The sequence below is a fragment of the Rothia nasimurium genome (assembly GCF_042660305.1).
Taxonomy (GTDB): domain Bacteria; phylum Actinomycetota; class Actinomycetes; order Actinomycetales; family Micrococcaceae; genus Rothia; species Rothia nasimurium.
In genome coordinates this window covers 90,416-117,284 of sequence record NZ_JBHSTW010000011.1, presented here as the reverse complement: position 1 = coordinate 117,284, position 26,869 = coordinate 90,416, and the positions used below count along the sequence as shown (strand labels likewise).

25 protein-coding genes, 1 tRNA gene and 1 riboswitch are annotated in these 26,869 nt (G+C 61.1%); of the genes, 17 read left to right on the top strand and 9 right to left on the bottom strand.

The genetic code is table 11. The features are described 5' to 3' along the window. Nucleotides 1-5 precede the first annotated feature (5 nt). Together gatA and gatB are read left to right on the top strand one after the other, a co-directional pair. Nucleotides 6-1,595 carry an Asp-tRNA(Asn)/Glu-tRNA(Gln) amidotransferase subunit GatA gene (gene gatA / locus ACFP6B_RS05210; RefSeq protein WP_377127712.1) on the top strand — a complete coding sequence of 530 codons (1,590 nt, stop codon included), beginning with the start codon at nucleotides 6-8 and terminating at the stop codon, nucleotides 1,593-1,595. Next, complete coding sequence (gene gatB, locus ACFP6B_RS05205; protein ID WP_237187310.1) at nucleotides 1,596-3,101, top strand: Asp-tRNA(Asn)/Glu-tRNA(Gln) amidotransferase subunit GatB; 1,506 nt, start codon at nucleotides 1,596-1,598, stop codon at nucleotides 3,099-3,101. 499 nt (nucleotides 3,102-3,600) lie between these two features. Here the strand turns inward: gatB and ACFP6B_RS05200 are convergent, their stop codons facing one another. Genes ACFP6B_RS05200 through ACFP6B_RS05190 form a run of 3 tightly spaced genes read right to left on the bottom strand, consistent with a single transcriptional unit; the run spans nucleotide 3,601 to nucleotide 7,731 of the window. Then, nucleotides 3,601-4,497 carry a hypothetical protein gene (locus ACFP6B_RS05200; protein ID WP_377127708.1) on the bottom strand — a complete coding sequence of 299 codons (897 nt, stop codon included), beginning with the start codon at nucleotides 4,495-4,497 and terminating at the stop codon, nucleotides 3,601-3,603. A gap of 1 nt (nucleotide 4,498) precedes the next feature. Further along, nucleotides 4,499-5,539 carry a hypothetical protein gene (locus ACFP6B_RS05195; protein ID WP_377127705.1) on the bottom strand — a complete coding sequence of 347 codons (1,041 nt, stop codon included), beginning with the start codon at nucleotides 5,537-5,539 and terminating at the stop codon, nucleotides 4,499-4,501. An 8-nt stretch (nucleotides 5,540-5,547) separates the two neighbouring features. After that, nucleotides 5,548-7,731 carry a S9 family peptidase gene (locus ACFP6B_RS05190; RefSeq protein ID WP_377127702.1) on the bottom strand — a complete coding sequence of 728 codons (2,184 nt, stop codon included), beginning with the start codon at nucleotides 7,729-7,731 and terminating at the stop codon, nucleotides 5,548-5,550. A gap of 138 nt (nucleotides 7,732-7,869) precedes the next feature. Continuing rightward, nucleotides 7,870-7,987: riboswitch (SAM riboswitch) on the top strand. 121 nt (nucleotides 7,988-8,108) lie between these two features. Here ACFP6B_RS05190 and ACFP6B_RS05185 point away from each other — a divergent pair. Genes ACFP6B_RS05185 through ACFP6B_RS05175 form a run of 3 tightly spaced genes read left to right on the top strand, consistent with a single transcriptional unit; the run spans nucleotide 8,109 to nucleotide 11,414 of the window. Further along, entirely contained in the window at nucleotides 8,109-9,455 is a 1,347-nt protein-coding gene (locus ACFP6B_RS05185; protein ID WP_237235950.1) for an O-acetylhomoserine aminocarboxypropyltransferase/cysteine synthase family protein, read from the top strand. 14 nt (nucleotides 9,456-9,469) lie between these two features. Beyond that, a complete protein-coding gene (metX, locus tag ACFP6B_RS05180) occupies nucleotides 9,470-10,696 on the top strand; it encodes a homoserine O-acetyltransferase MetX (protein ID WP_377127698.1) in 1,227 nt (408 codons plus the stop codon). Between the two features lie 31 nt (nucleotides 10,697-10,727). Further along, nucleotides 10,728-11,414 (top strand): alpha/beta hydrolase, encoded by a 687-nt coding sequence (locus ACFP6B_RS05175; protein ID WP_377127695.1) that lies wholly within the window; start codon nucleotides 10,728-10,730, stop codon nucleotides 11,412-11,414. Nucleotides 11,415-11,441: 27 nt separating this feature from the next. On the opposite strand, the gene ACFP6B_RS05170 is transcribed toward ACFP6B_RS05175, so the two are convergent. From ACFP6B_RS05170 to ACFP6B_RS05160, 3 genes are read right to left on the bottom strand one after another with little or no spacing between them, the layout of a single operon-like run. Beyond that, nucleotides 11,442-11,738, bottom strand: coding sequence for a type II toxin-antitoxin system PemK/MazF family toxin (locus ACFP6B_RS05170; RefSeq protein ID WP_377127692.1), 297 nt, complete (start codon nucleotides 11,736-11,738; stop codon nucleotides 11,442-11,444). Between the two features lie 28 nt (nucleotides 11,739-11,766). After that, on the bottom strand, nucleotides 11,767-12,000 hold the full coding sequence (locus ACFP6B_RS05165) for a ribbon-helix-helix domain-containing protein (RefSeq protein WP_185173332.1): 234 nt from the start codon (nucleotides 11,998-12,000) through the stop codon (nucleotides 11,767-11,769). 39 nt (nucleotides 12,001-12,039) lie between these two features. Continuing rightward, nucleotides 12,040-12,258 carry an RNA-binding S4 domain-containing protein gene (locus ACFP6B_RS05160; protein WP_185173331.1) on the bottom strand — a complete coding sequence of 73 codons (219 nt, stop codon included), beginning with the start codon at nucleotides 12,256-12,258 and terminating at the stop codon, nucleotides 12,040-12,042. Between the two features lie 140 nt (nucleotides 12,259-12,398). Between ACFP6B_RS05160 and ACFP6B_RS05155 the strand changes: the two genes are divergently transcribed. Then, nucleotides 12,399-13,781 (top strand): glycine--tRNA ligase, encoded by a 1,383-nt coding sequence (locus tag ACFP6B_RS05155; protein WP_237236387.1) that lies wholly within the window; start codon nucleotides 12,399-12,401, stop codon nucleotides 13,779-13,781. 140 nt (nucleotides 13,782-13,921) lie between these two features. Here the strand turns inward: ACFP6B_RS05155 and ACFP6B_RS05150 are convergent, their stop codons facing one another. Next, the gene (locus ACFP6B_RS05150; protein ID WP_377127687.1) at nucleotides 13,922-14,542 is read right to left on the bottom strand and encodes a GNAT family N-acetyltransferase; all 621 of its coding nucleotides are present in this window, start codon (nucleotides 14,540-14,542) and stop codon (nucleotides 13,922-13,924) included. A 196-nt stretch (nucleotides 14,543-14,738) separates the two neighbouring features. Between ACFP6B_RS05150 and ACFP6B_RS05145 the strand changes: the two genes are divergently transcribed. The 3 genes from ACFP6B_RS05145 to ACFP6B_RS05135 are packed head-to-tail and all read left to right on the top strand — an operon-like array spanning nucleotide 14,739 to nucleotide 16,054. Then, nucleotides 14,739-15,713: a GNAT family N-acetyltransferase gene (locus ACFP6B_RS05145; protein ID WP_377127684.1), complete on the top strand. Its 975-nt coding sequence runs from the start codon at nucleotides 14,739-14,741 to the stop codon at nucleotides 15,711-15,713. Between the two features lie 6 nt (nucleotides 15,714-15,719). Continuing rightward, nucleotides 15,720-15,914: an MGMT family protein gene (locus ACFP6B_RS05140; protein WP_377127681.1), complete on the top strand. Its 195-nt coding sequence runs from the start codon at nucleotides 15,720-15,722 to the stop codon at nucleotides 15,912-15,914. Then, the gene (locus ACFP6B_RS05135) at nucleotides 15,881-16,054 is read left to right on the top strand and encodes a hypothetical protein (RefSeq protein WP_377127678.1); all 174 of its coding nucleotides are present in this window, start codon (nucleotides 15,881-15,883) and stop codon (nucleotides 16,052-16,054) included. Before ACFP6B_RS05140 ends, ACFP6B_RS05135 begins: the two co-directional genes overlap by 34 nt. Nucleotides 16,055-16,416: 362 nt before the next feature. Here ACFP6B_RS05135 and ACFP6B_RS05130 read toward each other — a convergent pair whose 3' ends face one another. Continuing rightward, nucleotides 16,417-16,956, bottom strand: coding sequence for a hypothetical protein (locus ACFP6B_RS05130; protein ID WP_377127676.1), 540 nt, complete (start codon nucleotides 16,954-16,956; stop codon nucleotides 16,417-16,419). A 430-nt stretch (nucleotides 16,957-17,386) separates the two neighbouring features. On the opposite strand from ACFP6B_RS05130, the gene ACFP6B_RS05125 reads away from it, so the two are divergent. Together ACFP6B_RS05125 and dusB are read left to right on the top strand one after the other, a co-directional pair. After that, nucleotides 17,387-18,169 carry a DUF2382 domain-containing protein gene (locus ACFP6B_RS05125; RefSeq protein WP_377127673.1) on the top strand — a complete coding sequence of 261 codons (783 nt, stop codon included), beginning with the start codon at nucleotides 17,387-17,389 and terminating at the stop codon, nucleotides 18,167-18,169. Nucleotides 18,170-18,298: 129 nt separating this feature from the next. Further along, nucleotides 18,299-19,495, top strand: a complete 1,197-nt coding sequence (dusB, locus tag ACFP6B_RS05120; protein WP_377127670.1) for a tRNA dihydrouridine synthase DusB — start codon at nucleotides 18,299-18,301, stop codon at nucleotides 19,493-19,495. Nucleotides 19,496-19,517: 22 nt separating this feature from the next. Here the strand turns inward: dusB and ACFP6B_RS05115 are convergent, their stop codons facing one another. Further along, nucleotides 19,518-19,937 (bottom strand): hypothetical protein, encoded by a 420-nt coding sequence (locus ACFP6B_RS05115; RefSeq protein WP_377127667.1) that lies wholly within the window; start codon nucleotides 19,935-19,937, stop codon nucleotides 19,518-19,520. A gap of 225 nt (nucleotides 19,938-20,162) precedes the next feature. Here ACFP6B_RS05115 and ACFP6B_RS05110 point away from each other — a divergent pair, with 225 nt between their 5' ends. The 6 genes from ACFP6B_RS05110 (at nucleotide 20,163) to ACFP6B_RS05085 (ending at nucleotide 26,743) form a co-directional block, all read left to right on the top strand. After that, entirely contained in the window at nucleotides 20,163-20,723 is a 561-nt protein-coding gene (locus ACFP6B_RS05110) for a GNAT family N-acetyltransferase (RefSeq protein ID WP_377127664.1), read from the top strand. Between the two features lie 48 nt (nucleotides 20,724-20,771). Beyond that, a complete protein-coding gene (locus ACFP6B_RS05105; protein ID WP_377127661.1) occupies nucleotides 20,772-22,109 on the top strand; it encodes a deoxyguanosinetriphosphate triphosphohydrolase in 1,338 nt (445 codons plus the stop codon). A gap of 42 nt (nucleotides 22,110-22,151) precedes the next feature. Further along, nucleotides 22,152-24,056, top strand: coding sequence for a DNA primase (gene dnaG, locus ACFP6B_RS05100; protein ID WP_377127658.1), 1,905 nt, complete (start codon nucleotides 22,152-22,154; stop codon nucleotides 24,054-24,056). A gap of 96 nt (nucleotides 24,057-24,152) precedes the next feature. Next, nucleotides 24,153-24,225, top strand: a tRNA-Asn gene (locus tag ACFP6B_RS05095). A 232-nt stretch (nucleotides 24,226-24,457) separates the two neighbouring features. Further along, nucleotides 24,458-25,753: a M20 metallopeptidase family protein gene (locus tag ACFP6B_RS05090; protein ID WP_377127655.1), complete on the top strand. Its 1,296-nt coding sequence runs from the start codon at nucleotides 24,458-24,460 to the stop codon at nucleotides 25,751-25,753. A gap of 120 nt (nucleotides 25,754-25,873) precedes the next feature. Then, complete coding sequence (locus tag ACFP6B_RS05085) at nucleotides 25,874-26,743, top strand: phage holin family protein (RefSeq protein WP_377127652.1); 870 nt, start codon at nucleotides 25,874-25,876, stop codon at nucleotides 26,741-26,743. Nucleotides 26,744-26,869 lie beyond the last annotated feature (126 nt).

The following is a 26,869-nucleotide window of genomic DNA, read 5'->3' as shown; positions in this document are numbered from 1 at the left end:
CGGGCATGAACGACATCATCAAACTTTCCGCAGCAGAACTTGCTGACAAGCTGGCCGCAGGGGAACTGACCTCTGTTGAGGCAACCCAGGCCTACATCGACCATATCATCGCCACCGACGGCGAACCCCTAGACGCAGATAACCGCGCAGCCGGTAAGAGCGGTCTCAACGCCTTCCTGCACCTCAACGCTGAAGAGGCCCTGGAAGTTGCTGCCGCTGTAGACGCAGACCGCGCCGCCGGCAAGGAACTCCCTGCCCTGGCAGGCGTCCCCATCGCCGTTAAAGACCTCATTGTCACCAAGGGCCAGCCCACCACCGCCGCCTCCCGTATGCTTGAGGGCTGGATGAGCCCCTACGACGGCACTGTCACCCAGAAGATCCGCGAGGCCCGTATGCCCATTCTGGGTAAGACCAATCTCGACGAGTTCGCCATGGGCTCCACCACCGAGCACTCAGCGTTCGGCGTCACCCGCAACCCCTGGGCCCTGGACCGCATTCCCGGTGGCTCCGGCGGCGGCTCCGCTGTAGCTGTTGCTGCCTTCCAGGCCCCCCTGGCCCTGGGCACCGATACCGGTGGCTCTATCCGCCAGCCTGCAGCCGTCACTGGCTCCGTTGGCGTTAAGCCCACCTACGGTTCTGTCTCCCGTTACGGCGTCATCGCCATGGCTTCCTCCCTGGACCAGGTTGGCCCCTGCGCCCGCACCGTCCTCGATACCGCCCTGCTGCACGAGGTTATCGGTGGCCACGACCCCAAGGACTCCACCTCCCTGAACGAGCCCGTCCCCGCCTATTCGGACGCCGCCCGCGCTGGTGCCGCTGAAGGCGGTCTAAAGGGCCTGCGCGTTGGCGTCATCAAGGAACTGACCGGCGAGGGCTTTCAGCCCGGTGTCATGGCCCGCTTCAACGAGTCCCTGGAGCTGCTCAAAGAAGCCGGTGCAGAGATTGTTGAGGTCTCCCTGCCCTCCGTCAAGGAAGCGATCGGGGCCTACTACCTGATTATGTCCTCCGAGGTTTCCTCCAACCTGGCTAAGTACGATGGCGTCCGCTTCGGCTTGCGCAAGCTGCCCGAAGAAGGCAACGTCACCATTGAGCGCGTCATGGGAGCCTCCCGGGCCGCCGGTTTCGGCTCAGAAGCCAAGCGCCGCATCATCCTGGGTACCTACGCCCTGTCAGCTGGCTACTACGACGCCTACTACGGTTCAGCCCAGAAGGTTCGCACCCTGATTCAGCGCGACTACGCCAAGGCCTTTGAGGTAGCGGATGTGCTAATCAGCCCCACCGCCCCCACCACCGCCTACAAGCTGGGTGAGAAGACCAAGGGCGACCCCATGGCCATGTACAAGGGCGATATTGCCACCGTCCCCACCAACCTGGCCGGTGTACCCTCCCTCTCCCTGCCCGGTGGCCTGGCAGATGAGGACGGCCTGCCCGTCGGTATCCAGTTCACCGCCCCCGCCCACGAGGACGCCCGCCTCTACCGCGCCGGTGCTGGTCTAGAAGCCCTGCTGACCGCCAAGTGGGGTGGCTACCTGCACGAGCAGCTGCCCGATACCGCCGCCCTAATCCGTGACTTCGACTTCGAGGGAGCTAAGTAAATGTCTGACGAAATCCTGTCCTTTGAAGAAGCCATGGAGAAGTACGACCCCGTACTCGGCTTCGAGGTTCACGTAGAACTCAACACCAAGACCAAGATGTTCGACGCCGCCCCCAACGAGTTTGGCGATACCCCGAACACCAACGTCACCCCCGTCTCGCTGGGCCTGCCCGGTGTGTTGCCGGTGGTCAACGGTAAGGCTGTTGAATCAGCTATCAAGCTGGGCCTGGCACTGGGCTGCGAGATTGCGCCCGTTAGCCATTTTGCCCGCAAGAACTACTTCTACCCCGATACCCCCAAGAACTTCCAGACCTCCCAGTACGACGAGCCCATCGCCGCCAACGGGTCCCTGGACGTTGAACTGGAGGACGGCACCGTCTTCACCATCGACATCGAGCGTGCCCACATGGAAGAAGACGCTGGCAAGCTGACCCACAAGGGTGGCACCGCTGGCCGTATTCAGGGTGCAGACTTCTCCCTGGTCGACTACAACCGTGCCGGTGTTCCCCTGATTGAAATCGTGACCCGCCCCATCGTGGGTGCGGGCGACAAGGCCCCCGAACTGGCCCGTGCCTACGTGGCTGCCATTCGCGAAATCGTCAAGAACCTGGGTATCTCCGACGCCCGCATGGAACGCGGTAACGTGCGCTGCGACGCCAACGTCTCGCTCATGCCCAAGGGCTCCACCGAGTTCGGTACTCGCTCAGAAACCAAGAACGTCAACTCCCTGCGTTCGGTCGAGCGTGCGGTGCGCTACGAGATTCAGCGTCACGCGGCTGTCCTCGAAGCTGGCGAGAAGGTTGTTCAGGAAACCCGCCACTGGCACGAAGACACCCGCGAGACCACCAGCGGTCGCCCCAAGTCTGACGCCGACGACTACCGCTACTTCCCCGAGCCCGACCTGGTTCCGGTCGTCACCGACGAAGAGTGGATTGAGCGCCTGCGCGCCGAGCTGCCCGAGCCTCCCGCCGAGCGCCGCCGCCGTCTGAAGGCCGACTGGGGCTTCTCGGACGAAGAGTTCCGCGACGTGGTCAACGCCGGTGCTATGGACGCCATTGAAGAGACCGTTGCCGCCGGTGCTCCCGCCTCAGTTGCTCGTAAGTGGTGGATGGGCGAGATCGCCCGTATTGCCAAGGAGCGCGAGGTTGAGCTGACCGAAACCGGTGCAACCGCCGCTACCATCGTTGAGCTCAACCAGCTGATTGAGGGTAAGAAGATCAACGATAAGATTGCCCGTCAGGTACTGGGCTTCGTCATTGAGGGCGAGGGCACCCCGGCTGAAATCGTTGAGAAGCGCGGCCTGGCCGTTGTTTCTGACGATTCGGCTCTGACTGCCGCTATCGACGAGGCTCTGGCCGCTATGCCCGATGTTGCCGACAAGATTCGCGCCGGTAAGGTGCAGGCCGCTGGCGCCGTCGTCGGCCAGGTTATGAAGGCTACCCGCGGTCAGGCAGATGCCGGACGCGTGCGCGAGCTGATTCTCGAAAAGCTGGGCGTCGAGGGCTAACCCCCTTTTCTCTGGTCAAGCTACTGACCGGGCGTTCTCCCCTGTGGGAGGGCGCCCGGTTTTTCTTGCCCTGGAGGGGAAAGGGTACAAAGAAGGCGCCCGCTCTGGGAAAGAGGGGCGCCTTATTACTTTGCACCGCGGGTAGGGCTCTGGGGTAAAGAGCTCTACCCGGTGAACGGTCGGCGCACTAGGGAAAACTAACCGACCGCTAGGTTAGGTAGCAAAAATCGCACTGAAGCTACCTAGGGTCTCGATTTAACACGGTGAGAGACCCTCACACTAGTACAGAGGGGGGAAACTAGGAGCGAAAAACATGCACCAGGGGCGGGATGTTCTTTTCAGAAGCTCTGAGTCTCGAACACCGGTTAGATCATCGAGTGTAAGGAAAGATGGTTACCACATCCACCAAACCTTACACCTTTAGGTTATGTTCTCCCACGTCTCGCTTATATCGCAGTTTTATTGTGCGGCAAAAATTTTTGGGTGAAAACAAAGGGCCTTAGGTAGCGGGGGCCCAGTTGAGGGCAAGAGTGGTGTCTTTGAGGCTGGGGTAGAAGTGGGAGAGGTAGTCGGTGACGGTTTCAGCACAGCTGGTGGTGATAGGGGAGTTCCCGGCAGAGGCCTGCTCGGTGAAGCTCACAGCTAGGGGGCTGCCTGCTGTGGTGAGTTTGATGGCTGCGGAGTAGCTGCGGTGGGTGAAGGGTAAAAGGAGCTGGTAGCTGCCGTCCGCCTGGGGGTGGGCGGTGCCGCGGACGCTGAAACGCAGCATAAAGGTTTGTAGGGGCGGGATGAAGCTGGTGGGGGTGAAGACCCAGTCCTGGTCTTCACTCACGCGCGATACCGAAAAATGGCGGTTGGTGCAGATGAGCTCTTGCCCCTGGGGCAGGGCAAAGACGAAGGCTGAGCAGCCTGATTCGAGGCTGAGCAGGGTGTAGGTGGCGTTGAGGGTAAAGTCACCGGGAGCAGCCGGGTCAAGCTGAATGTCGAGGTAGCAGCTTGAGGTGAGCACCTGGGGGTTGGTGCGGAGGAACTGGACGGTTTCTGAGTCGTCGAAACCTTGAGTGGCTGCCTTGTGGAGGGCTTTTTGGGTGCGTTCGTCGAAGCCGAAGGTTTCGCTGAATAGGTCGATGGTTTCGCTGCTGATGTGCTCGCCGGTAATAGCGCGGCGCACCCGGTCTTTGTACTTGTGGGGCGGGATTTCTAGGCCGTAGACGGTGTGCTGGTGGGCGCTGATGGCGCGGGCGATAGCCCTGATAGAGAAGGGGTTGGCTTCGCCCAGTTTTTCGTGGTGGATGTAGCGTTCCCAGGTGTCGCGCACATAGGGTTCCAAGAGCTCTGAGCGGAGTAGGGCGCTGACCAGCTGGGTGGTTGAGTCTGAGTGGGGTGTAGTAGACATGCTATGAGGTGGGGTCGGCGGGGGTGAGGCGGGAGAGCCATGCGGGGTCATCCCCGTGGTAGTGGCGGATGGCACCCTCGTAGTCGGCGTCCCAGAAGTAGGCGAAAACGGTGTCTTCGGCGATGGGGAAGCTCATGGAGTAGCGCTGCTGGGAGGGGAGCTCAACGACTTCTAGCAGGCTTTCGTCCTTCATGGTGTGGGACCAAATTTTTTGAACCATATTCGAGGGCTCCGCATCGAAAGTGAGCGCTAGGGAGACGTTGAACCGTGCCGGGGTGAAGGGGCCCAGCGAGGCGTAGTTGCATTTTTCTTGTTCCAGTAGCATGGGGTCGATGTTAAGGTCGATACGGTAGCGAATCTGGTGTACCTGGCCGTAGCGGACGGGGGCAGGCGGCTTGATAGCGAGCTGCCACATGGTGTTTTCCGGGTGGTGGATGTGGGCGCGTTCGTGCTCGTTCATGGAGACCAGGTCGCCGCCCTCGATGAGGGTGACGGTGGAGTCGGTGGATTCGAACCGGGGGGAGATGAGGGTGAGTTCGTCGATTTCGGAGCGGATAATCTCGGTGACGACGAAGTGCCGCATGAACCCGAATCGGTCGATGTGGCCGTCCATCAGGGTGGAGAGGGAGGTGTAGTTGCGGGTGTCGATGGTGCGTTCGGCGCTGGTGAGGGTCTCTGCCCGCTGGGCGAGCTTGCGGCTGAGGCTGTGGGCTGAGAGGGCCCGCTGCAGTTCTCTGGCTTCGGCCGAGGTGAACTCGAAGGCCGTGATGAACATGTGGGCGGTGGCGCCCGAAATCGCTTCGCCGTTCAGGGCGCGCGAGACCCGGTCTTTGATGGTGGCCGGGTCGATGTCCTGGTCCAGGTAGTCAGAAAGCTCGTAGGCGATGAAGGTAGCTACGGCTCGTTGGTTGATGGAGTTACCCCGGCGTCTTTGCACGTGTCGCATCCACTTTTCCCGGTAGGGAGGCTTATTCAGCAGGGAGAGCAGGATTTCGTGGGGGACGCGCGGGGTCAGGTCAACTAGATCAGCGGACGGGGGCATGGGCGGGTTTACTCCGTGACGCTAGTGGCACCCAGGTGGGTGAGCAGGAAGGAGTAGTCCCAGGCGATTTCGCGCCAGGCGGTGTAGCGGCCTGAGCCGCCGCCGTGGCCGCCGTCCATCTCAATTTTGAGCAGGGGAGTGGGGGAGGTCGGGTCGATGGTTTCGCGTAGGGCTGCTACCCACTTGGCCGGTTCGACGTAGAAGACGCGGGTGTCGTTGAGGGAGGTAACAGCTGCGATGGCCGGGTACTTGACGGGGCGGATGTTTTCGTAGGGGGTGTAGGACTTCATGTAGTCGTAGACCTCCTTGTCGGTGATGGGGTTGCCCCATTCTTCCCATTCCAGGGCTGAGAGCGGTAGGTTGGGGTCGAGAATGGTGGTGAGGGCGTCCACAAAGGGTACCTGGGTCAGACAGGCCGCGTATTTTTCGGGGGCCATGTTGACGACGGCGCCCATGAGCAGGCCGCCGGCTGATCCACCCATGATGCCGATACGGGCAGCGTCCACCCAGGCCTGGGAAGCCAGGAAGTCGGTGGCGTCGATGAAGTCGGTGAAGGTGTTTTTCTTGGCTAGCTTCTTGCCCTCGGTGTACCAGGCACGGCCCATTTCGCCGCCACCGCGGATATGGGCAACGACGAAGATGACGCCGCGGTCCAGCACGCTGAGGCGGGCAGTAGAGAAATAGGGGTCCATGGAGGACTCATAGGACCCGTAGCCGTACTGAATCACGGGGTTTTCCCGCGACTTATCGAGGTCGGCGCGGTGCATGACGGAGAGCGGAATCATGGCCCCGTCCGCTGCCGGTGCCCACATGCGGTAGGCGGTGTAGTTCTCTGGCTCGTAGCCGATGACGGGGGTGCGGCGGCGCAGCACGAGGTCGTCGGTATCGGGGAAGTAGTCGTAGACGCTGCTGGGGGTGAGGTAGGAGGTGTAGTTCAGGCGGATGACCGGGGACATGATGTTCACACCGGAGAAGGCTGACGTGTAGAGCTCTTCGGTGAAGCCACCGGGCTCGTAGAGGCCAATGCCCTGGGGGTGGGCAGAAGCTGCCTGCTCGGCGACAGCGGCGCGGGGGGCCACGAATACCTTAACGGTGGTGTTCTCGCGGGCCATGAGCACAAGATGGTTGCGGGAGAACTTGAAACCCTCTAGGCGGACGTCCGCGCGGTGGGGCACCAGGGGAATCCAGCTGGCCTTGAAGTCGGCAAAGGGTACGTACTCTTCCCGCAGGGGTGCCAGCACGATTTCGCCGTTGGGAGCCTCGTGGTTATGGCCGATGACCAGGTAGCCGGTGCCCTCCACGTCGATGACGTCGGTGGAGTACTCGATGCCGGCGTCCCGCTTCATAATGAGGGTGGGCTCTAGCTGGCCCAGCTCGTGGATGTTAATAATGCGGGTCTCTGAATACTCGGAGTTTGAAGAGGTAATGACCACGTGGGTGCGGGAGGACGACATGCCGGCCCCCAGCCAGAGCCCGTTGTCGTCCTCGCGGTAGAGGGCGAAATCTTCAGACGCACTGGTGCCGATAGCGTGGGCGCGCACCTCATAGGGGCGCCAGGACTCGTCAGCTACCGAGTAGATCAGGTGCTTAGCGCCGGAGGCAAAGAAGGCGCCAGCGAAGACGTCCTCAATCTTTTCCTCCAGAATCTCGCCGGTGTCGAGGTTCTTGAAGTACTGGGTGTAGCGCTCATCGCCCGAGTCATCAACACCGAAGGTCAGCAGGGAGCCGTCGCGGGTGACCTGGAAGGAACCCAGGGAGAAAAAGGCCATGTCGCGGGCAAACTCGTTGCAGTCCAGCACGACCTGCTCGCCGTCAAGCGGCTCACCGGGGCGGACGACCGGCGGCTGGTAGCGCTCTTCAACGCTGCCCTCTGTAAGGGCGGGGACGCGGCACATGACCGGGTACTGTTCACCGGCAACCGTGCGGTTAAAGTACCACCAGGCCCCGCGGCGCGAGGGCACCGACATATCGGTGAGCTGGGTGCGCCCCTTAATCTCTTCAAAAATAGCGTCCCGCAGGGGCTGCTGGTCTTCTGTGACCGCCTCGGTAAAGGCGTTCTCAGCGCGTAGATGCTCTAGAACCTCGGCGCTTTCCTTATCGCGCAACCACTCATAGTGATCAACAAAAGTATCACCGTGATGGGTGCGCTCAACGGGTACACGCTTGGCAAGAGGAGGAGTCAGAGACATCATCAGCCCTTTCGTAAAAACTCGCTTCCCACCATTCTAAATGACGCTCACAGAACGTAACGTACGCAATACAAGGACACATGCTGAAACTTTAGAGCTCTTTCTTGACGCTCCCCGGGTGAGCCAGCCAGACTAGAGACAGGTCAAGAGAACCAGCGCTAAGCCCCAGCTAGCTGGTCGGCAACCCTCCACTCGCGGTGGGGTGCCCTGGGTGATGACCGGGCGTACCCACCGAGAACCAGGTACGCAAGCGCGGGACCGATGTGCCTCTATCTTCTGTGAGGGCATCAGATTCTTTTCCTCCTTACCCAGGCGGAAGATACGGCATGCGGCCCGTTTCAACTGAACACTGAAACAACGACCTCCCTAGGAGTAACCGCATGACCACCGAGAACACCGTTCCCACCCCCTCCAACCCCGCCGGCTGGAAGTTCGAAACCCAGCAGATTCACGCAGGCCAGGAACCCGACGCAGCAACCGGCGCCCGTGCCCTACCCATCTACCAGACCACGTCCTTTGTTTTCAAGGACTCCGCCCAGGCAGCAGGCCGCTTCGCCCTCTCAGAGCTGGGCCCCATCTACTCCCGCATCAACAACCCCACCCAGGAAGCCGTTGAAAACCGTATCGCTGCCCTCGAAGGAGGCGTCGGTGCCCTGCTGCTGGCCAGCGGCCAGGCAGCGTCCACCTTCGCAATCCTGAACATTGCCGGGGCCGGGGACCACATCGTTGCCTCCCCCTCCCTTTACGGCGGCAGCTTCAACCTGCTCAAGTACACCCTCAAGAACCTCGGCATCGAAACCACCTTCGTTGACGATCCTGCTGATCCCGAGTCCTGGCGAGCAGCAGCCCGCGAGAACACCAAGGCCTTCTACGCAGAAACCCTGCCCAACCCCCGCGGCGACGTCCTCGACATCGAAGCTATCTCGGGTGTAGCCCACGAGGTTGGTGTACCCCTCATCGTCGATAACACCATTGCCACCCCCTACCTGCTCAACCCCATCAAGCACGGTGCTGACGTGGTCATCCACTCCGCCACCAAATACCTGGGTGGCCACGGCACCTCGGTCGGCGGCGTCATCGTAGACTCCGGTAACTTCGACTACGGCGCCTACCCCGACAAGTACCCCCTCTTCAACCAGCCCGACGAAAGCTACCACGGCCTGGTCTACGCCCGCGACCTCGGTGCGGACGGTGCCTTCGGAGTCAACCTCTCCTACATCCTCAAAGCCCGCGTCTCCCTACTGCGCGACCTGGGCTCCTCCATCTCACCGACCAACGCCTTCAACATCGCCATCGGCCTTGAGACCCTCTCCCTGCGCGTAGAACGCCACGTAGAGAACGCCCTCAAAGTCGCCCAGTTCCTCAAAGACCACCCCCAGGTCGAATCGGTTACCTACTCCGGCCTGCCCGATTCCCCCTACTACGAACTGGCTCAAAAGTACCTGCCCAAGGGTGCTGGCGCCGTCCTCGGCTTCACCCTCAAGGACGCCGACGCCGAAACCGCCCAGAAATTCGTGGACTCCCTCTCCCTCCACTCCCTGCTGGTCAACATCGGTGACGTGCGCTCGCTGGCCGTACACCCGGCGTCCACTACTCACAGCCAGTCCACCACCGAAGAGCTTGAAGCCATCGGCATCAACCCCGCCTTCATCCGCCTCTCGGTAGGTATCGAACACATCGACGACATCCTCGCCGACCTCGAACTCGGCTTCACCGCCATCCGCTAAGGAAAGGTAGCCCAATGACGACCGCCCGCCCCGCTGAGACCACCCCCACCCGCACCGATGGCGTCCTCACCTACGCCAAAGTCGGCGATCTGACCCTCGAATCAGGGGCAGTACTGCCCGACGTCACCATCGGATACGAAACCTGGGGAACCCTCAACGAGGCGGGCGACAACGCCGTTTTGATCCTGCACGCCCTGACCGGTGACACCCACGTCTCGGCAGGGCGCGTAGGGGCGGACGCCAGCGAGCAAGACCGAGAGGCCGCCGAAGCCGCCGGGTGGTGGCCTACCGCCGTCGGCCCCGGCCGCGTCATCGATACCGACAAATACTTCGTCATCTCACCCAACATGCTCGGCGGCTGCTACGGCACCACCGGCCCAGCCTCACCCGCCCCGGCCAGTATCGACCCCGAACAAAAACCCTGGGGCTCCCGCTTCCCCCTCGTTACCATCCGCGACGGCGTCCGCGCCGAAAAACGCCTGCTCGACCAGCTCGGCGTTACCTCCCTCCACCACGTCATCGGCGGTTCCCTCGGCGGTGCCCGCGCCGCCGAATGGGCCGTCACCTACCCCGAGCTCGTCCGCTCCTGCGCCGTCATCGCCTCCGGCCCCGCCGCCACCGCCGAACAAATCGCCTGGGGCCACATGCAAAATCTGGCGATCCGCCAAGACCCCGCCTTCGCCGGCGGCGACTACTACCCAGGCCCCGGCCCCGTCACCGGCCTGGCCCTGGCCCGCCGCATCGCCCACACTACCTACCGCTCCGCCGCCGAACTCCACTTCCGCTTCGGCCGCGACGCCCAAGACGGCCACAACGTCCTGCACCCCCTCACCGCAGAACGCGGCCGCTACCAGGTCGAAAACTACCTCGACCACCACGGCACCAAACTCACCAACCGCTTCGACGCAGGCTCCTACCTCGCTATCAACGAAGCCCTACTCTCCCACGACCTCGGCCGCGACCGCGGCGGCCTCGAAAAAGCCCTCGCCCGCACCACCTGCAACTGGACCATCGCCTACGTCGACTCCGACCGCCTCTTCTTCCCCTCCGACTCCCACATCCTGGCAGCCTCCCTGCCCAACCCCGTAGAGCCAGCCGTCATCCACTCACCCTGCGGCCACGACGGCTTCCTCATCGAACACGAACAGCTCGAAAGAATCCTCGCCACCAGCATCGAAACCCAGGACGCCGCCGACGAAGCAAAATTGAGGGGGCGCAAGCACCTGTGGGCAGTGGCCTAAGGCTAGCTCTGCCGGTGGTAAGTTGGGGGTTATGAACCAGTACACTGTTGAATATTCAAAGGCAGAACCCTTTCGCCGGGGTACCCACCTGGTTGTCCTTCTGCACGGCTACGGCTCCCATGAACGCGACCTGCTGGGGCTCACCCCCTATCTGCCCAGCGAAAAGGTGACCTACGCGTCCGTCCGCGCGCCCCAGCCTGTCGGCTACCCGCTGCCGGCCGACGCCGACTCCGCCTACGTCGAGGGACCCGCCATGGGCTACCAGTGGTGGCCCCTCAACCAGCAACTAGAAACCGTCGGTTTTACCGCTATCGAACTGGCTGTCGACTATCTGCTGGGCTGGCTCGAACCCATCGCCGCCGACTACAGCAGCGTGACCCTGCTGGGCTTCTCCCAGGGCATGGCCCTTGCCACCTCGGTAGCCCGCGCCCGCCCCGACCTCATCAAGGCCGTGGTGGGGCTCTCCGGCTACGCCGTGGCCGGGGGAGAGCATTACTTCAAGGACGCCCAGCTAGCGGGCGAGCCCCTACCCCTCTTCTGGGGCCGCGACGAAGCCGACCCCATCATCACCGCCGACAAAATCGCCTACACCCGCGAATGGGTAGCCGGGCACACCGACCTCACCGCCCACACCTACACCGGCATCGGGCACGGAGTCGCTGCCGCAGAACTCACCCACATCACAGCCTTCCTCAATGAGAAAGTGCTTGCCGAATAATGATGTGTAAGGACTGCGGGCTCGCCTTTAACGGGCTAGGGGAGCCCGCAGATCAAACGCGAAAATAATTGCCTGGGCTAGCTGTTTTTCCTGAGGCTCCGTGAGGTAACCAATCGTCCGCCCTAGGGTGTCCTGACGGACCGTCAGGATGTTATCCACAGAAATAGCGCACTCACGGTCAAGACCGTTAGCAGGCCCTAGCAAAACCTCGCTCGATAGTCCCTTGATCGTTGAGGTGATAGGAGCGATGGTCACCTTAGTCATCGCAAACCGCGTAGGCTCACGGGTCAAAACAACTGCCGGCCTTGTCTTATCGAGATGCACTAAACAAATTTCGCGCACGGTTCAACACCTACTGCTGAGACGAAGGCGTGCCGCTGGCCCAGTCCACTAACTCATCCAGGTCATCCTCTGGGCCCAGAGAAGCCAGAATAGCTGCATCAACTAAAGCCGCCCGGCGTCGCCTCTCATGCTCAAGAGCCTCAGCAACAATCTCAGCGCGGCTTCTAGCCTGGCCTTCCTCAACCTCATGATCAAGAAAGGCCACTAAATCATCGGGTAAACGGACTGCAATCTGAACTGTCATAACCCGAGAATACCAATATGGGATTCACTTGGCTAGAGGTTATTCAACCTCCACCTGCACGGTCACACCGTTCAGCTCAACGGTATCGCCAGCATGCAGCTGACGCCCACGCTGCTCACAAATATCACCGTTCACCTTCACCAGGCCGTCCTGAATCACCTCACGGGCATGCACCCCGTTCTCCACCAGATTCGCCAACTTCAAAAACTGACCCAGACGAATCATCTCATCACGAATAAAAACAGACTCAATACTCATACCCACCACTCTACCCGCGCCAACACTCGCACCCCTACGTACGGTAGGCTTAAAGACGAGTGCGCCACCCGGCCCACTTTCTTTTTACATCCAAGCACGCCACAACCGGTGGCGCAGGCTCATAGGAGAAACCAAAAACCATGGCACCGAAGTCCAAACTCGACAACGTTATTTCACTGGCCAAGCGCCGCGGATTCGTCTTCCAGGCAGGTGAAATCTACGGAGGATCCCGCTCAGCATGGGACTACGGCCCGCTCGGTGCCGAACTCAAAGAAAACATCCGCCAGCAGTGGTGGCAGACCTTCGTGCGCGGCCGCGAAGACATGGTCGGCCTCGACTCCTCCATCATCCTGCCCAAGGCAGTCTGGGAAGCATCAGGCCACGTCGCCACCTTCACCGACCCCCTCGTCGAATGCCTCTCCTGCCACTCCCGCCACCGCCAGGACCACCTGATCGAAGCCTTCGAAGCCAAGAAGGGCCGCGCCCCCGAAAACGGCATGGACGACATCGTCTGCCCCAAGTGCGGCACCAAGGGCCAGTGGACCGAACCCCAGAACTTCTCCGGCCTCATGAAGACCTACCTGGGCCCCGTCGACAACGAAGAGGGCCTGCACTACATGCGCCCCGAAACCGCCCAGGGCATCTTCGTCAACTTCAACAACGTCGTCACCGCCGCCCGCAAGCGTCCGCCCTTCGGCATCGGCCAGATCGGCAAGGCCTTCCGCAACGAAATCACCCCCGGCAACTTCATCTTCCGAACCCGCGAGTTCGAACAGATGGAAATCGAATACTTCGTACACCCCGACGACGCCCCCAAGTACTACGACCAGTGGATCGAAGACTGCTGGAACTGGTTCGTAGACCTCGGCATCAACCCCGACAACATGCGCAAGTTCGACGTACCCGAAGACGACCGCGCCCACTACTCAGCCGGCACCATGGACCTCGAATACCGCTTCGGATTCCAGGGCTCCGAATGGGGCGAACTCATGGGCGTTGCCAACCGCACCAACTACGACCTCGGCGTGCACAACGAACACTCCAACGCCAAGCTCGAATACTTCGACCAGGGCACCGGCGAACGCTACGTGCCCTACGTCATCGAGCCCTCCTTCGGCCTGACCCGCTCCATGATGGCCTTCCTCGTCGACTCCTACGTCGAAGACGAAGCCCCCAACACCAAGGGCGGCGTCGACAAGCGCACCGTGCTCAAGCTCGACCCCCGCCTGGCCCCCGTCAAGGCAGCCGTCCTGCCCCTCTCTAAGAAGGAAGACCTCGTCCCCACCGCCAAGAACCTGGCCGACGAACTCCGCCGCAACTGGAACATCGACTACGACGACGCCGGCGCCATCGGCCGCCGCTACCGCCGCCAGGACGAAATCGGCACCCCCTTCTGCATCACCGTCGACTTCGACACCCTCGAAGACCAGGCAGTCACCATCCGCGAACGCGACACCATGACCCAGGAACGCGTCTCCCTGGATCAGGTCACCGCCTACCTGGCAGCTAAGCTGACCAAGTAAGTAGCGTAGTTTAGATACACAAAAGGACGGACGTGCGGAGAGCCTGCTGGCTCGGGGCTGGCGTGAATTGGGGTGAGCGCCCCAGCGCGAGCCCCAAGAGGGTCAGCAGGCGAACGCGCGTCCGTCCTTTTGGTGTTGTCTTAGATTTCTACCCGCTTCAAGTCGAGGGTCAGGTGGCCTGCCACTGAGCGGGCGGCCTCCCAGTCGCTGCGCAGCACAGCTTTCAGTACTGCGTCGTGGTACTCGCCGTCGATCAGGAAGGCTTCGCGGCGGCGTCCTTCGGGCACAAAGCCGCAGGAGGTATAGACGTGCTTGGCTCGCTCGTTGAAGTCCAGCACCTCCAGCTCAATGCGGTGCAGATCCAGCTTCTCAAAGCCGTAATCCACCATGAGCTTGGTTGCCTCGGTGCCGTAGCCCTTGTTCTGGCCTGCCTGACCAATGGCGATACGGTAGTTGACCGACCCGTTGTCGGGGTCGTACTCGTTGAAAGCTACCTCGCCCACATACTTCTGCTGGTCGAGCGCAAAAATAGCCAGGTCAAGGCGGTTCTTCTTCTCGTTGCGGCGGGAGTACCACTCGCGGGTCTTAGCCTCATCGAAGGGGTGGGTTTCCGTTGAGCGGGAGTGCACGGTGCCGGTCTTAACCAGTACCTCCGGCTCCTGCAAAATCTCAATCATGGCGTCGATGGCTTCAGCATCAAAGGGGCGTAGCTCAATGCGGGAACCGGTCAGAGTGGGCTTGTGGGCAAGGGGGGAAGTCATAACACCACGCTAAATAATAGAGTCAAACAAACTTTAAGCCCTTAAAGTCTAGCCGGTAACGGGCCGGTGAAATCAAGGTGCTGCTTGCCCGGTTCACGCTCAGCGTGCAGGCTTTCTGCCGCACGGGCGCCCGCAGCTAGGGTAGGGGCGCTAAAGTAGATGGGTACACCTTGCCGGCTACCCGAAAGGCACCACCATGAGCACCGCCGAGAACACCTATACCCTGCGCCCCTGGCGCGAGGGCGACACCCTAGCCCTGCTCGAATACTGGCACGATGCCGAAAACCGGCAGGTAGCCGCCTTCCGCTCGTCCTTCGGTCCCGATTCCGACACCCGCTTCTCCCGCACCCTCATCGCCGAGCACCAGGGCGTTCCCGTAGCTGCAGGTACCGTTTACGAGACCGACCTGCACCCCAACCGCCTCTGGTCCTACATCGAAGTAGCCCCCGAGCACCGCCGGGCAGGCCTGGGCAGCCTGCTCCTAGAGGCCTTGAAGGACGCCGCCGCCTCATCTTCTCGTGGCGTTTCGGCTTTCCGAGCCACCGTGGAGCCAGAATCCACCGGCCTAAACTTCGCCTTAGCCCGTGGTTTCAAGGCTGCCCAGCGCTCGCGCATGGTGCGCATTGAGGCCGGGGCGGTACCGTCCGTACCCCTGCGCCAGGATGACTCCGAACGCATCACCCAGGCCATCGAGGATCTGGCCACCGGGTCAGTGGAACTGACCCAGCGCTTCTGGGAGTTCTACCGGGCTGTGCACACCTGGGATGAACCTGCCGACCTCCCCATAGGCCGCATTAACCGTCTCTTCCTCTCCGATGAAGCTGAAGCCCTGGGCGCCGTCGTGCTGCGCGACGATGTGCTGCGTGCCCAGGCCAACGGGAAGAAGGGCGACATTATCGCCTTTGCTGTGAGCTACCGCCCCATCGAGGTAGATGCTGGCCAGATGCCGGTCTCTGAAGATGATGCCACCGAAATTACCATCGGCTACCGGGTGGGCCACCCCGGCGCCCGCGAGGCTATCATGCAGCTGCTCTCGGTGCTGACCGGCTCCTACGCTGTGCAGATCGAGGTCGATGACTCTATGGAGGATCTGGTCGTACTGATTGACCAGTTGCTGAAGATGGGGGCTGCCACCGTGACCAGTGAGTCCCTAGTGCTGGTTGACGGCTAAGCAGCTATGGACGATACCCGTGTAGAGAGAATCTTGCGCGTGGTTGAGTGCGTGCCTGCCGGGCAGGCTGCTACCTACGGGGACGTCGGCGCGGTCGTTGGCGAATCGCCCCGGCTGGTGGGGCGCGTGTTGGCGACCTGGGGATCGAATGTTCCCTGGTGGCGGGTGTGCAATGCCCGCGTGAGATACCGGGGCACCTAGAGCAGGCGTACTCCCATTGGCAGGACGAGGGCACCCCGCTGACCGGCGCGGGGCGGGTCGCTCTTGGCGCTGCCCGTATGGACGCGGACGCCCTGGCTCGTCTCTCTGCCCAGCGGTTAGCTGAGCTGGGGGAGGGCTAGGCAGGATCTAGACGCCGATGTCGCGGGCTTTGCGCCTCTGAGCTGAAGCCTCTCGTGCACTGTAACTTGTACTGAGGTACCCAATGAGTGGCCAAGCAATAGCGTGTTGGACTTCCATATCCCACACGGTATTGAGAATCGCCCAAAAAACCCAGGTGAACGTTAGGGTCCCGGCAAACAGTCCAGGTCGCCATACCATCGTGCGGCTCCCCTTGGGGCGCAGGAACCACTGAGTAAGCACTGTTCCAACAGCCACGAGACCAACTGCCCAGAGGGCCAGGGCTAGTTCATGGCTGAGATACCAGGTGATACAACCGTGGAGACCCCACAGTCCCACCATGATGAGGGGTGCGTAGATGCTGTTACCAGGGGAGGGGCGTCGAGTCGTCATTGAAGATCACCAATCCTGTTACTTTGCGGGCTGAGTTGAAAGAGAGTTGGCCGACCGGCTCTCCACGTTCGTGGCGCAGCCGGTAGGTGAGAGTAAAGCCGGAGCCTGCCTGCTCCACTACCGTTTTCTTGACTTCGACAAAGGGGCCGCTTGCCTCAAGCACCTGCTGCCAGGTTTTCAGAATCCTGCGTTTGGAAAGCAGCCGGGCGGTGGTGTAGGTCATGTGGCTGTGTACATGCTCAATGTCTTCGTGGGCAAGTGCGGCGAAGAGGGCCTCTGTGACTTGTTCCAGTTCCACCTGAATCTGTGAGAGAGACCGGGCGTTGTAGACAGTTTCTGAAAAGCGCTGGGCAGCAGCCTGCTTAGTCACGCCGATAGCCGAGCCGATGAGCTGCCAGGTGGCGCCGCCTGCGCGAGCTGCCTGCACGGCGTCCTCAAGCGCACGGGTTGCCTGGCTAACCTGCTCGTTAGCGGTGCGGACAGCGGTAATGCGCGGGTCGTTGGACTGCACGGGGCCTCCTTTCTTAGTCGCTTTCTTAGGTGCGTCAAGCAATCTTGACGTATCACAAGTATGTGATTGTTCTTGGGTGTCTGTCAAGAGGTTTTGACGATTCACCGATTGGATTTGAGGTGTTGCCTATGCTGGGGGTGTGTATGTGGAAAATATTTAATTTAAAACTAACCCCCTGTTACTTTCTTGCTTTATCTGTCAAAAATGACATGACTAGGCATGTCGTTGATTGGAATGCCTGGTCATGCTCTATTTTTCACCTCAGAGTGAAATATTGTCTTTTTTCTTAAAAAGTTCGCTTAGTAGTTGCTCAGCCTGCTGAAAGTATGTAAGGTTATTACCAGTTGCTCAGCCTACTGATAGCACTCATCGGGAGAGCTCGGCTGGCGCAACACCTCGTACTGAGAGTCGCAAAGAAAGGCAATAGCTCATGGCTACCAACGAAACCATCGAAACCCTGCGCAACAGCACCGTATTCGGCACCGACGGCGAAAAGATTGGCAAGGTAGGCGAGCTCTACCTCGATGCCCAGACCGGCGAACCCACCTTCGTCACCGTCAACACCGGTTTCTTCGGCACCAACGAATCCTTTATCCCCGTGGACAAGGCCCGCTACGCAGGCGAAGAAATCCACGTTCCCTACACCAAGGAATTCGTCAAGGACGCCCCCAATATCGCAGAAGACGGCGAACTCTCACCCGCTGAAGAGCAGCGCCTCTACGAGTACTACTCACTCACCTCAGGTGCCGCAACCGCAGGTACCGCAACTGCCGGTGTAGCTAACACCGAGCGTCCTGCCGCCGACGCCCATGCAGCTCAGGCCACCGCAACTGCCGAGAACGGCGACGTCGTTGCCCACGAAGAGCGCCTGAACGTTGGCACCGCCACCAGCGCAACCCAGACCGGCCAGGTCCGCCTGCGCAAGGTCGTCCGCACCGAAACCGAAACCGTCGAGGTGCCCGTCCGCAAGGAAGAAATCGTTGTTGAGCGCACCAACCTCAAGGACGGCGAAGTTGTAGAAAACTACGACTTCGACTCCGCCGAGGCACAGGCAGACGTTACCGTCACCGCCCACGAAGAGCGCCCCGTTGTCTCCACCGAAACCGTAGCCACCGAGCGCGTCTCAGTTGGCAAGGAAGTACGCACCGACACCGAGCGCGTCTCAGCAGACGTCCGCAAGGAAGAAATCGTTGTAGAAGGCGACAACAAGTAAGCCTCGCTCTAAGCCTCTAGCACTGAACCACAGCCTCATGAAGGGCCCCGGGAATGAACCACCCGGGGCCCTCTTGTGTTGCTCTAGCTAACAGCGCCCCCGCGGGGTTTGTGCCAGAATTGGAAGGTTATGACAGAAGAGACTTTAGAGGCCGGCCAGACCCCGGCCCGCGCCGAGCAACTAAAATTGCCTCCCCTGCAGCTGGGCAAGTACACCATTGACACCCCGGTGGTGCTGGCACCCATGGCTGGTGTTACTAACAAGGCCTTCCGCCGGCTCTGCCGCGACTACGGTGGCGGGCTGTACGTGACCGAGATGGTCACAGCGCGCTCACTGGTGGAGCGCAACCCCGAGTCCCTGCGCATTATTGACCATGACGGCGACGAAAAAATCCGCTCCATTCAGATTTACGGGGTGGACGCCGTCAACGTGGGTAAGGCAATCCGCATGGTGGTCGAAGAAGACCGCGCCGACCATATTGACCTGAACTTCGGTTGCCCCGTGCCCAAAGTGACCAAGCTGGGCGGCGGCTCAGCCCTGCCCTGGAAGACCGACCTCTTTACCGCTATCGTCCAGACCGCCGTCCGTGAGGCTTCTCGCGGGGACGTACCCCTGACCATCAAAATGCGTAAGGGCATAGACGAGGACCACCTGACCTACCTGGAATCAGCCAAAATCGCCCGCGACGCCGGGGTTGCAGCTATCGCCCTGCACGGCCGCACCGCCGCCCAGCACTACTCGGGTAAGGCTGACTGGGGTTCCATTGCCCGCCTGCGCGAAGCTATCCCCGACGTGCCAATTCTGGGCAACGGCGATATTTTCTCAGCCGAGGACGCCATCGCCATGGTTGAACAGACCGGGGTGGACGGCATTGTGGTCGGCCGCGGCTGCCAGGGCCGCCCCTGGCTCTTTGGCGACCTTCAGAACGCCTTTGAGGGCTCGGAAGAGCGCCACCGCCCCTCTGTTTCTGAGGTGGCGGATATGATTTATCGCCACGCGGAACTCCTGGTAGAGACCTTTGGGGATGAGACCCGCGGCCTGCGCGAGATCCGCAAGCACGTGGCCTGGTACTTCCATGGCTACCCGGTGGGCGGCAAACTGCGCGCCAAGATGTCTACCGTGCCCACCCTTGAGGCCTTCCGCGAGTACCTGGCCGAACTGGATCACTCCATCGGCTACCCCGGTGCCGCTGTTGAGGGACCCCGTGGCCGAGCTGGCAACCCCAAGAAGCCCCACCTACCCGACGGCTGGCTGAACTCCCGCGTCCTGGGGGACGCCGAGCGTCTGGGCCTGGTGGATGCTGAACTGGATATCAGCGGCGGCTAAAGATGCGGACGGCCGGGCCCGCCTAGTCCATATCGGGCGGCGGTGGGTCGGTGTGAGTTTTACCCTTCCAGAGGTTGATATCCCACATGATAGAGAAGGAGCTCACCATGTGGAGGCGATGAAAGACAGGTCCGCACTCTTCGCCGTAGATGTCGCTGTTTGGGTCTGATGCGGCGATGGTTCGCACCGCCGTGATGTTGAGGCCGATGACGAGAATCAGTAGGAGAAGCCCGAGTATCCACTCGTAGACGAGCAGGGAAGCTGTTGTCATGGTGAGGAGGAGCGTGGCCCAACCTCTGAGGCTATTGCCCAGGAAGAAGTCGTGGGTACCGAGGTAGCCCTGCCAGCAGGCCATCTGATAGGCCCTGGACTTGGTGCGGATCAGCCTTTCATACTGAAAACGCTCAAGATCGCCGTAGTTGGGTACGTACTTCTTGCTCATAGAAGACGACTGTACCTTCCAGTAGGAGGCACAAACCATAGGTTACATTGGGTGCTTACCAGAATCGCGCAGTGCCCACGCCGTGTGTGGACGCTGCGCGATTCTTGTAGACACTGGGTTCGCGGCGCACGCGCGGACGGACGCGCCCGCCTTCCCGCCGCAAGTCAGGAAGGTAGGCGAGGGGCAGCCCGCCGCACCTTGGGCCTAGCCTCTAGACTTAAAGGCATGAGAACCCACACCCTCAGCCCCGAAACCCCGGCCGATACCGCAGAGATCCGCGCTTTGCTTCTGGCCGCCTTTGATACCAGCTATGAAGCTGATCTGGTGGAAGCCCTGCACGGCAACCCCAATGCCTGGGAGCCGGGAATCTCCCTCACCGCCCGTGACGCCACCACCGGTGCCCTCGTCGGCTACGTTCTCATCAGTCGTTGCTGGGTAGGCTCCTGGCCCGCCTATGCTCTTGCACCGCTGGCCGTCCACCCCGACTATCAGGGCAGGGGAGTGGGTACCGCCCTTACGCTTGAAGCGCTGGCACGCGCACGCGCGTCCGCCCAGATCAGCAATGCACCCACCAGCCTGCTGGTGCTCGGAGAACCCACCTACTACAGCCGCTTCGATTTCGTGCCGGCAGCCCGCCACGGGGTGCGCGCCATCATCGACGGTATCGAGCCCGCCACCCTAGCTGAAGCCCTGCAACTGATCAACCTCACCCCTGACTTCCCACCCATCTCAGGCGAAGTCACCTGGCCCGCCGAATACGGCCTTGACCAGGGAGATGACCTCTAAACTAGGACCCCAGGCGTACACCTACCCGGCAGAGAAAAGACGAGAAACATGAGCAGCACCTTCACCCCCGAACAGGCCCCCACCCCCGGCTACAGCGCAGCGGACGCCGAACGCTGGGTTCCCGAACACCACAAGTTCGTCTACCGCTCACCCTTTGAGCGCGACCGCGCTCGCGTGCTGCACTCCTCGGCCCTGCGCCGCCTGGGCGCTAAAACCCAGGTGGTTGACCCCGACACCGACGACTTTGTGCGCACCCGCCTAACCCACTCCCTTGAAGTAGCCCAGATTGGCCGGGAACTAGGCCGTATGCTGGGGTGCGACCCCGACGTGGTCGATACCGCCTGCCTCTCCCACGATCTAGGCCACCCGCCCTTTGGCCATAACGGTGAAACAGCTCTCGACCGACTAGCAGCGGACGCCGGTGGTTTTGAAGGCAACGCCCAGACCCTGCGCCTGCTCACCCGGCTAGAACCCAAGGTGATTAGACACGACGGGGGATCGGCGGGGCTGAATCTCACCCGGGCGTCCCTGGACGCAACCTGCAAGTATCCCTGGACCCGCGCCCAGGCCCCCGTCCGCACCGATGGTAAACCTAACCGCAAATTTGGTGTCTATGCCGATGACCTACCCGTCTTCGAGTGGCTCCGCTCCGGTGCAGTCGAAGCCGGGGCCGCGCCGACTCAAAAGTGCATCGAAGCCCAGGTCATGGATCTTGCCGACGATATCTCCTACTCCGTGCACGACGTCGAGGACGCCGTCTTCGGCGGGCACGTGCAGCTCGATGAGCTAAAAAATGCGGACGCCCGCCAGCAGGTTTTCGACAAAACCCGCCTCTGGTACCTGCCAGGGGTTGAGGACGCCACCCTCGATCAGGCCCTGACCCGGTTAGAGAACCTCAACCGCTGGGTGCCTTACATGAGGGGCACCCGCTCGTCCATGGCGGCTTTTAAGGCCCTTACCTCCAAACTCATTGGGCGCTTCGCTGCCAGTGCTATGCTGGCAACCCGCGATGTCTACGGGGACGAACCGCTCACCCGCTACCGGGCCCAGCTGGTGGTGCCCGAAGAAACCGAGCACGAAATCGCCGTGCTCAAGGGTATAGCTACGGCTTTTGTGATGGCTCCCCGCGATGCGGCAGCCGCGCAGACAACCGAGGGAAACCAGCAGGAGATCCTTGAATTTCTAGTCCACGCCCTCTTTGATAACCCCAACTATCTTGACCCGGTCTTTGCCGCCGACCTGCAAGAACTTGGTCGTAATGACGACGCCGCCCGCCTGCGCCTGGTCATTGACCAGGTCGCCTGCCTGACTGACCGCTCCGCGGTCGCCCTCTTCAAACGCATCACCGGAACCCACTGGGCAGTGGGGGACAAGCCCCTCTGGTAGGCAAAATCCACCGGCTTGACGCCCCCGACTAGAATTGAACCCGTGGCAGGCTTAATCAAACGAGAAGACATTGACGAGGTGCGCTCGCGCACCGACATCCGCGAAATCATCGAAGGGTACGTAACCCTCAAATCCGCCGGCATCGGCTCTTTCAAGGGCCTGTGCCCCTTCCACGATGAACGCACCCCGAGCTTCCACGTGCGCCCCCAGATGGGAACCTACCACTGCTTTGGCTGCGGCGAATCGGGCGATGTGATCAGCTTCCTCATGGAAATGGACCACACCTCCTTCACCGAAACCGTTGAAAAACTCGCCGCCCGCATCGGCTACGAACTGCACTACGAGCAGGGTAGCGGCATGAGCCGCGAAGAGGTAGGACGCCGCCAGCGCCTCCTCGACGCCCACAAGATTGCAGCGGAGTTCTTCCAAAAAAACCTCTACACCCCTGCCGCCGTTGAGGCCCAAAAGTTTCTCGGTGCCCGCGGCTTCGACCCCGCAGCCACCCAAAAATTCGGGGTTGGCTTTGCCCCGCGCGGCTGGGATAACCTGCTCAAATACCTCATGAACAAGGGCTTTACCACCGAGGAACTCCGCGAAACCGGCATGTTCTCAGAGGGGCAGCGGGGCCTTTACGACCGGTTCCGCGGGCGCATCATCTGGCCCATCCGCAACATCACCGGCGAAACCATCGGCTTCGGCGCTCGCCGCCTCTTCGACGACGACCAGGGGCCTAAATACCTCAACACCCCCGAGACCGCCCTCTATAAAAAATCACAGGTCCTCTACGGGCTTGACCTGGCCAAACGCCCTATCGCCAAGAAGAAGCAGATTGTGGTCGTCGAGGGCTACACCGACGTCATGGCAGCCCAGCTGGCCGGCATCGACACCGCCGTGGCCACCTGCGGCACCGCCTTCGGCACCGACCACATCAAAATCGTGCGCCGCCTCATCTCCGACGACGGCACCGGTGGCGAAGTCATCTTCACCTTCGACGGCGACGCCGCCGGCCAAAAAGCCGCCCTCGCTGCCTTCTCAGAAGACCAGCGCTTCGTCGCCCAAACCTTCGTCGCCGTCGCAAAAGACGGCATGGACCCCTGCGACCTGCGCCTAGCCCGCGGGGATGCTGCCGTGCGCTCCCTCATCGCCTCCCGGCGTCCGCTCTTCGAATTCGCCATCGACGCCACCCTCGCCAACTACGACCTCGGCACCCTCGAGGGGCGCGTGCGCGGCATGCGCGCCATCGCCCCCATCATCGCCGGAATCAAGGACGCCGCCCTGCGCCCCGCCTACGTACGGCAAGTTTCAGGGCAGTTAGGGCTTGACGCAGCCGAAGTCCAACGAGCCGTGAGCGCTGCAGCAGCCAATCCGCAGGCGTCCGCCAGCCAAAGAGCAGAGGCTGCAGAAGCCGAACGAGCCGCCCGCGCCGCCGCAGAAGAGACCCCCGCCCCCGTAGAAGACCCCTACGAGCTACCCGACCTGCGCGACCCCGCAGCTCGCACTGAGCGCGAAGCCCTCGAAATCGTGCTGCAATACCCCCAATACCTCTCCCTCGAACAGTGGCAGGAACTTGCCACCGTACACTACCGCTACCGGGCCCACAGTGGCATCGCCCAGGGCATCATCGGGGCAGCCTCCACCATCGCCCCTGAGCCCGGAGCCACCTGGGTCAACACTGTGCGAGCCTATGCCCCCGAACCCGTCCACGCGCTCATCGCAGAACTCACCGTCGCCCCCATCCCCGCCCGCACCGACGACCAGCTCAACCGTTACTCCCGCGACATACTCAACCGTCTCTTCGAGCAAGAAATCACCCGGCAAAAATCAGACCTCCTCATGCAGCTCCAGCGCCTCTCACCCCAGAGTGACGCCCAAGCCTACCGAGAAATTCAACAGCAACTCCTCACCCTCGAACTCCGCCGCCGCAGCAAAATGCAAGGCCAAGACTAGTGTGTGATTGAGGTAACTCATTCTCGATTTGCGCGCGGCAAAAACCCTGTGTAAAGTTATTACTCGTTGCAGCGATGGAAACAAAGCGAACGACATTCCCCCGTAGCTCAATTGGCAGAGCATTCGACTGTTAATCGAAGGGTTACTGGTTCGAGTCCAGTCGGGGGAGCAGAACAAAGACCTAGCTTCGGCTGGGTCTTTTGCTTTAACTAGCAACCCCTCGCTCCGCTCGGGATTCGGTGAACTTTTTATTTCCTCGCGCGCTCGGAAAAGTCCACCTCATCTGGGAATCAGCGCCACACTTGCTGAAGTCGTGTCTTCTGTTCACTAAGGGTGGTGGCTTTGCCTGAAGGGGCGTAGCATGTGAACTGTTACATAGTTCAAAGATGAAGGAATAGGAAATGTCTGACCAGCAACTTCTAAACGACCTCTACGCCACCGCTGCTCGAAACGAGAAAGACATCATCACCTGGCGTCACCACCTTCACCAGCACCCCGAACTTTCAAACCGCGAGACAAAAACAGCAGCCTACATTGTTGAACGCCTCAAGGATATGGGCTTCGCAGATACTGACATACAGCAAAACATCGGCGGAACCGGAATCATCGCCACCCTGCGAGGGAGCACCTCCTCAGAAAAGGCTGTTCTCTTACGGGCGGACATGGACGGCCTGCCCGTCAAAGAAGAAACCGGCCTGCCCTACGCCTCTGAAGAAGTAGATGAAAACTACCCCGGTGGCCCTTTTCCCGTTGCTCACGCTTGTGGTCACGACTGCCACGTTGCCATGCTTTTGGGTGCAGCGCGTGCCTTCGCAGAGCACCGAGAGGAACTCGCCGGAACAATCTACTTCGTATTCCAGCCAGCAGAAGAAGGTGCCCCGGTGGAAGAAGAGGGCGGCGCAGCCTACATGCTAACTGATGCGGCCTTTGACTCACTTGACCCCCAGCCAACTCTGGCCTTTGGTATGCATGTGATTCCTGCACCAAGTGGCTATGTGGGATGGTCCTCGGGTGTGCAGCATGCTTCATCTGAAATGGTCAAGATAACTGTGTGCGGTGAGCAGGTGCACGGTTCATCGCCGTGGGCGGGGCGAGATCCGATGCCAGCGGCTGCGGACATCATCAGCGCCATGGGGCAAATCTACCGCCAGATAGATGCTAAAGACGCGTTTACTATTTCCATTGGACATGTTGAAGATCAGGGGCGTTTCAACATCGTCGGCGAAAAAGTAACTCTCTGGGGCACCGTGCGCTGTCTCAAAGACGGACTAATGGACGCCGTCAACACTAAGATTTCCTGTACAGCTACCCACATCGCAGAAGCCTATGACTGTACAGCTACCGTTGAGTTCTTGCAGCAAATTCCGGCTGTGGTTAACGCGCCTGAAACGGTCGAAGTCTTGCGCCCTGCTTTGGAAAGCGCAGCAGCAGACCCGGACCGGGTCTTTGCAGCGCCAGCGTCGCTGGGGTACGACGACGTCTCTGAGTTCATTAACCGGTACACCGGTATGTACGCCCTGCTCGGTGTGCAGGATGTGAAATTCGGCTCGGGTGCAATGCCAGAACCTGTTGACGGCGGACGCGGGTTTGCTCCCAATCACTCACCGCGTTTCTACGCTAACGACGAAGCCCTCATCACCGGCGTCCGAATGCACCTTGCGGTTGCGCTGGCCCATCTTGAAACAACGCAAGACTAAGAACCAATAATCGCATCACAAATCGGGGCGCAGTCGCCACAAGCCCCTAAAAGCCGGTAAACTTACTATTTGGTACACGTAATACGCAAGCACGCTTATCGACACAGAGAGAGGTGGCACATGACCACTCCTAACGACCTGAACGGCTCACGCCGGGCCCAGGGTCTGCGCGCCGGCTTCAACAACATCAAAGCTAGCGTGACGAACGTGGCTGACGCGGGCAAGGTGCTCACCAACCTAGCCCCTAAGCAGCTCAAAGACGAAATCCAGATCGCCAAGATTGAGGTCAAAGAAAAGGGCATCGCCCTGGGCAAGGGCGCCGCGGTTGCCGCAATAGCCCTGGTCTTCGCTCTCTTCATGGCTGTTGCCCTGGTCATCCTGGCCTACGTTGGCCTGGCCTCCATCATGCCTAACTGGGCGGCAGCTCTGGTTCTGTTCGTGCTCTTCCTGCTCCTTGCCGGCATTGCCGGTCTGGTCGGCTTCAAGATGATCAAGGCCCAGCTGCCCTTCAAGCCTGAATCAGCTATCTTTGGTCTGCTTTACGACCTGGGTGTGCTGAAGGAAGGCTCCGCCATGACCTCCAAGCGCCTCAAGCGCGAGCAGGCTGAGAAGGCAGAAGCCAAGAAGGCCGAGCAGAAGGCAGAGGAGAAGAAGGACGGCGGCGAGCAGCAGGCACCCGCTACCCCCGCCCCCAGCAAGGAACAGCTCCTGCAGCGCACCAAGCAGCGCCGCGAGCACCTCAAGACCCTGCGCGACGACATCGAGACCTACTCACGCGACGTGCAGGCCGGTGCTCAGGGCCTGGTACAGAACGCCAAGACCTCCGCAAAGAACGCTCCTGCTACCGCCGTTGACGGTGGTAAGAAGCTGGCCGCAAACGCCTCGAACCCCGAGACCCTGCAGGCCCACTGGAAGTCTTTTGCAACCCTGGCAGCTTCCCTGGGAGCCTTCTTCGTCTTCCTCGGCAAGCTCATTAGCCGCCGCAAGTAAGACCCGCCCTGCCTCGGAAGAGGCGGCATAGGCGTCCTTGCACTCAAGCCCGCCCCGGCACCACTTGCCGGGGCGGGCTTTTTACTGCCCAGAGAAAGAGCGGACGCCTGGGGCAGGCGAACTCCG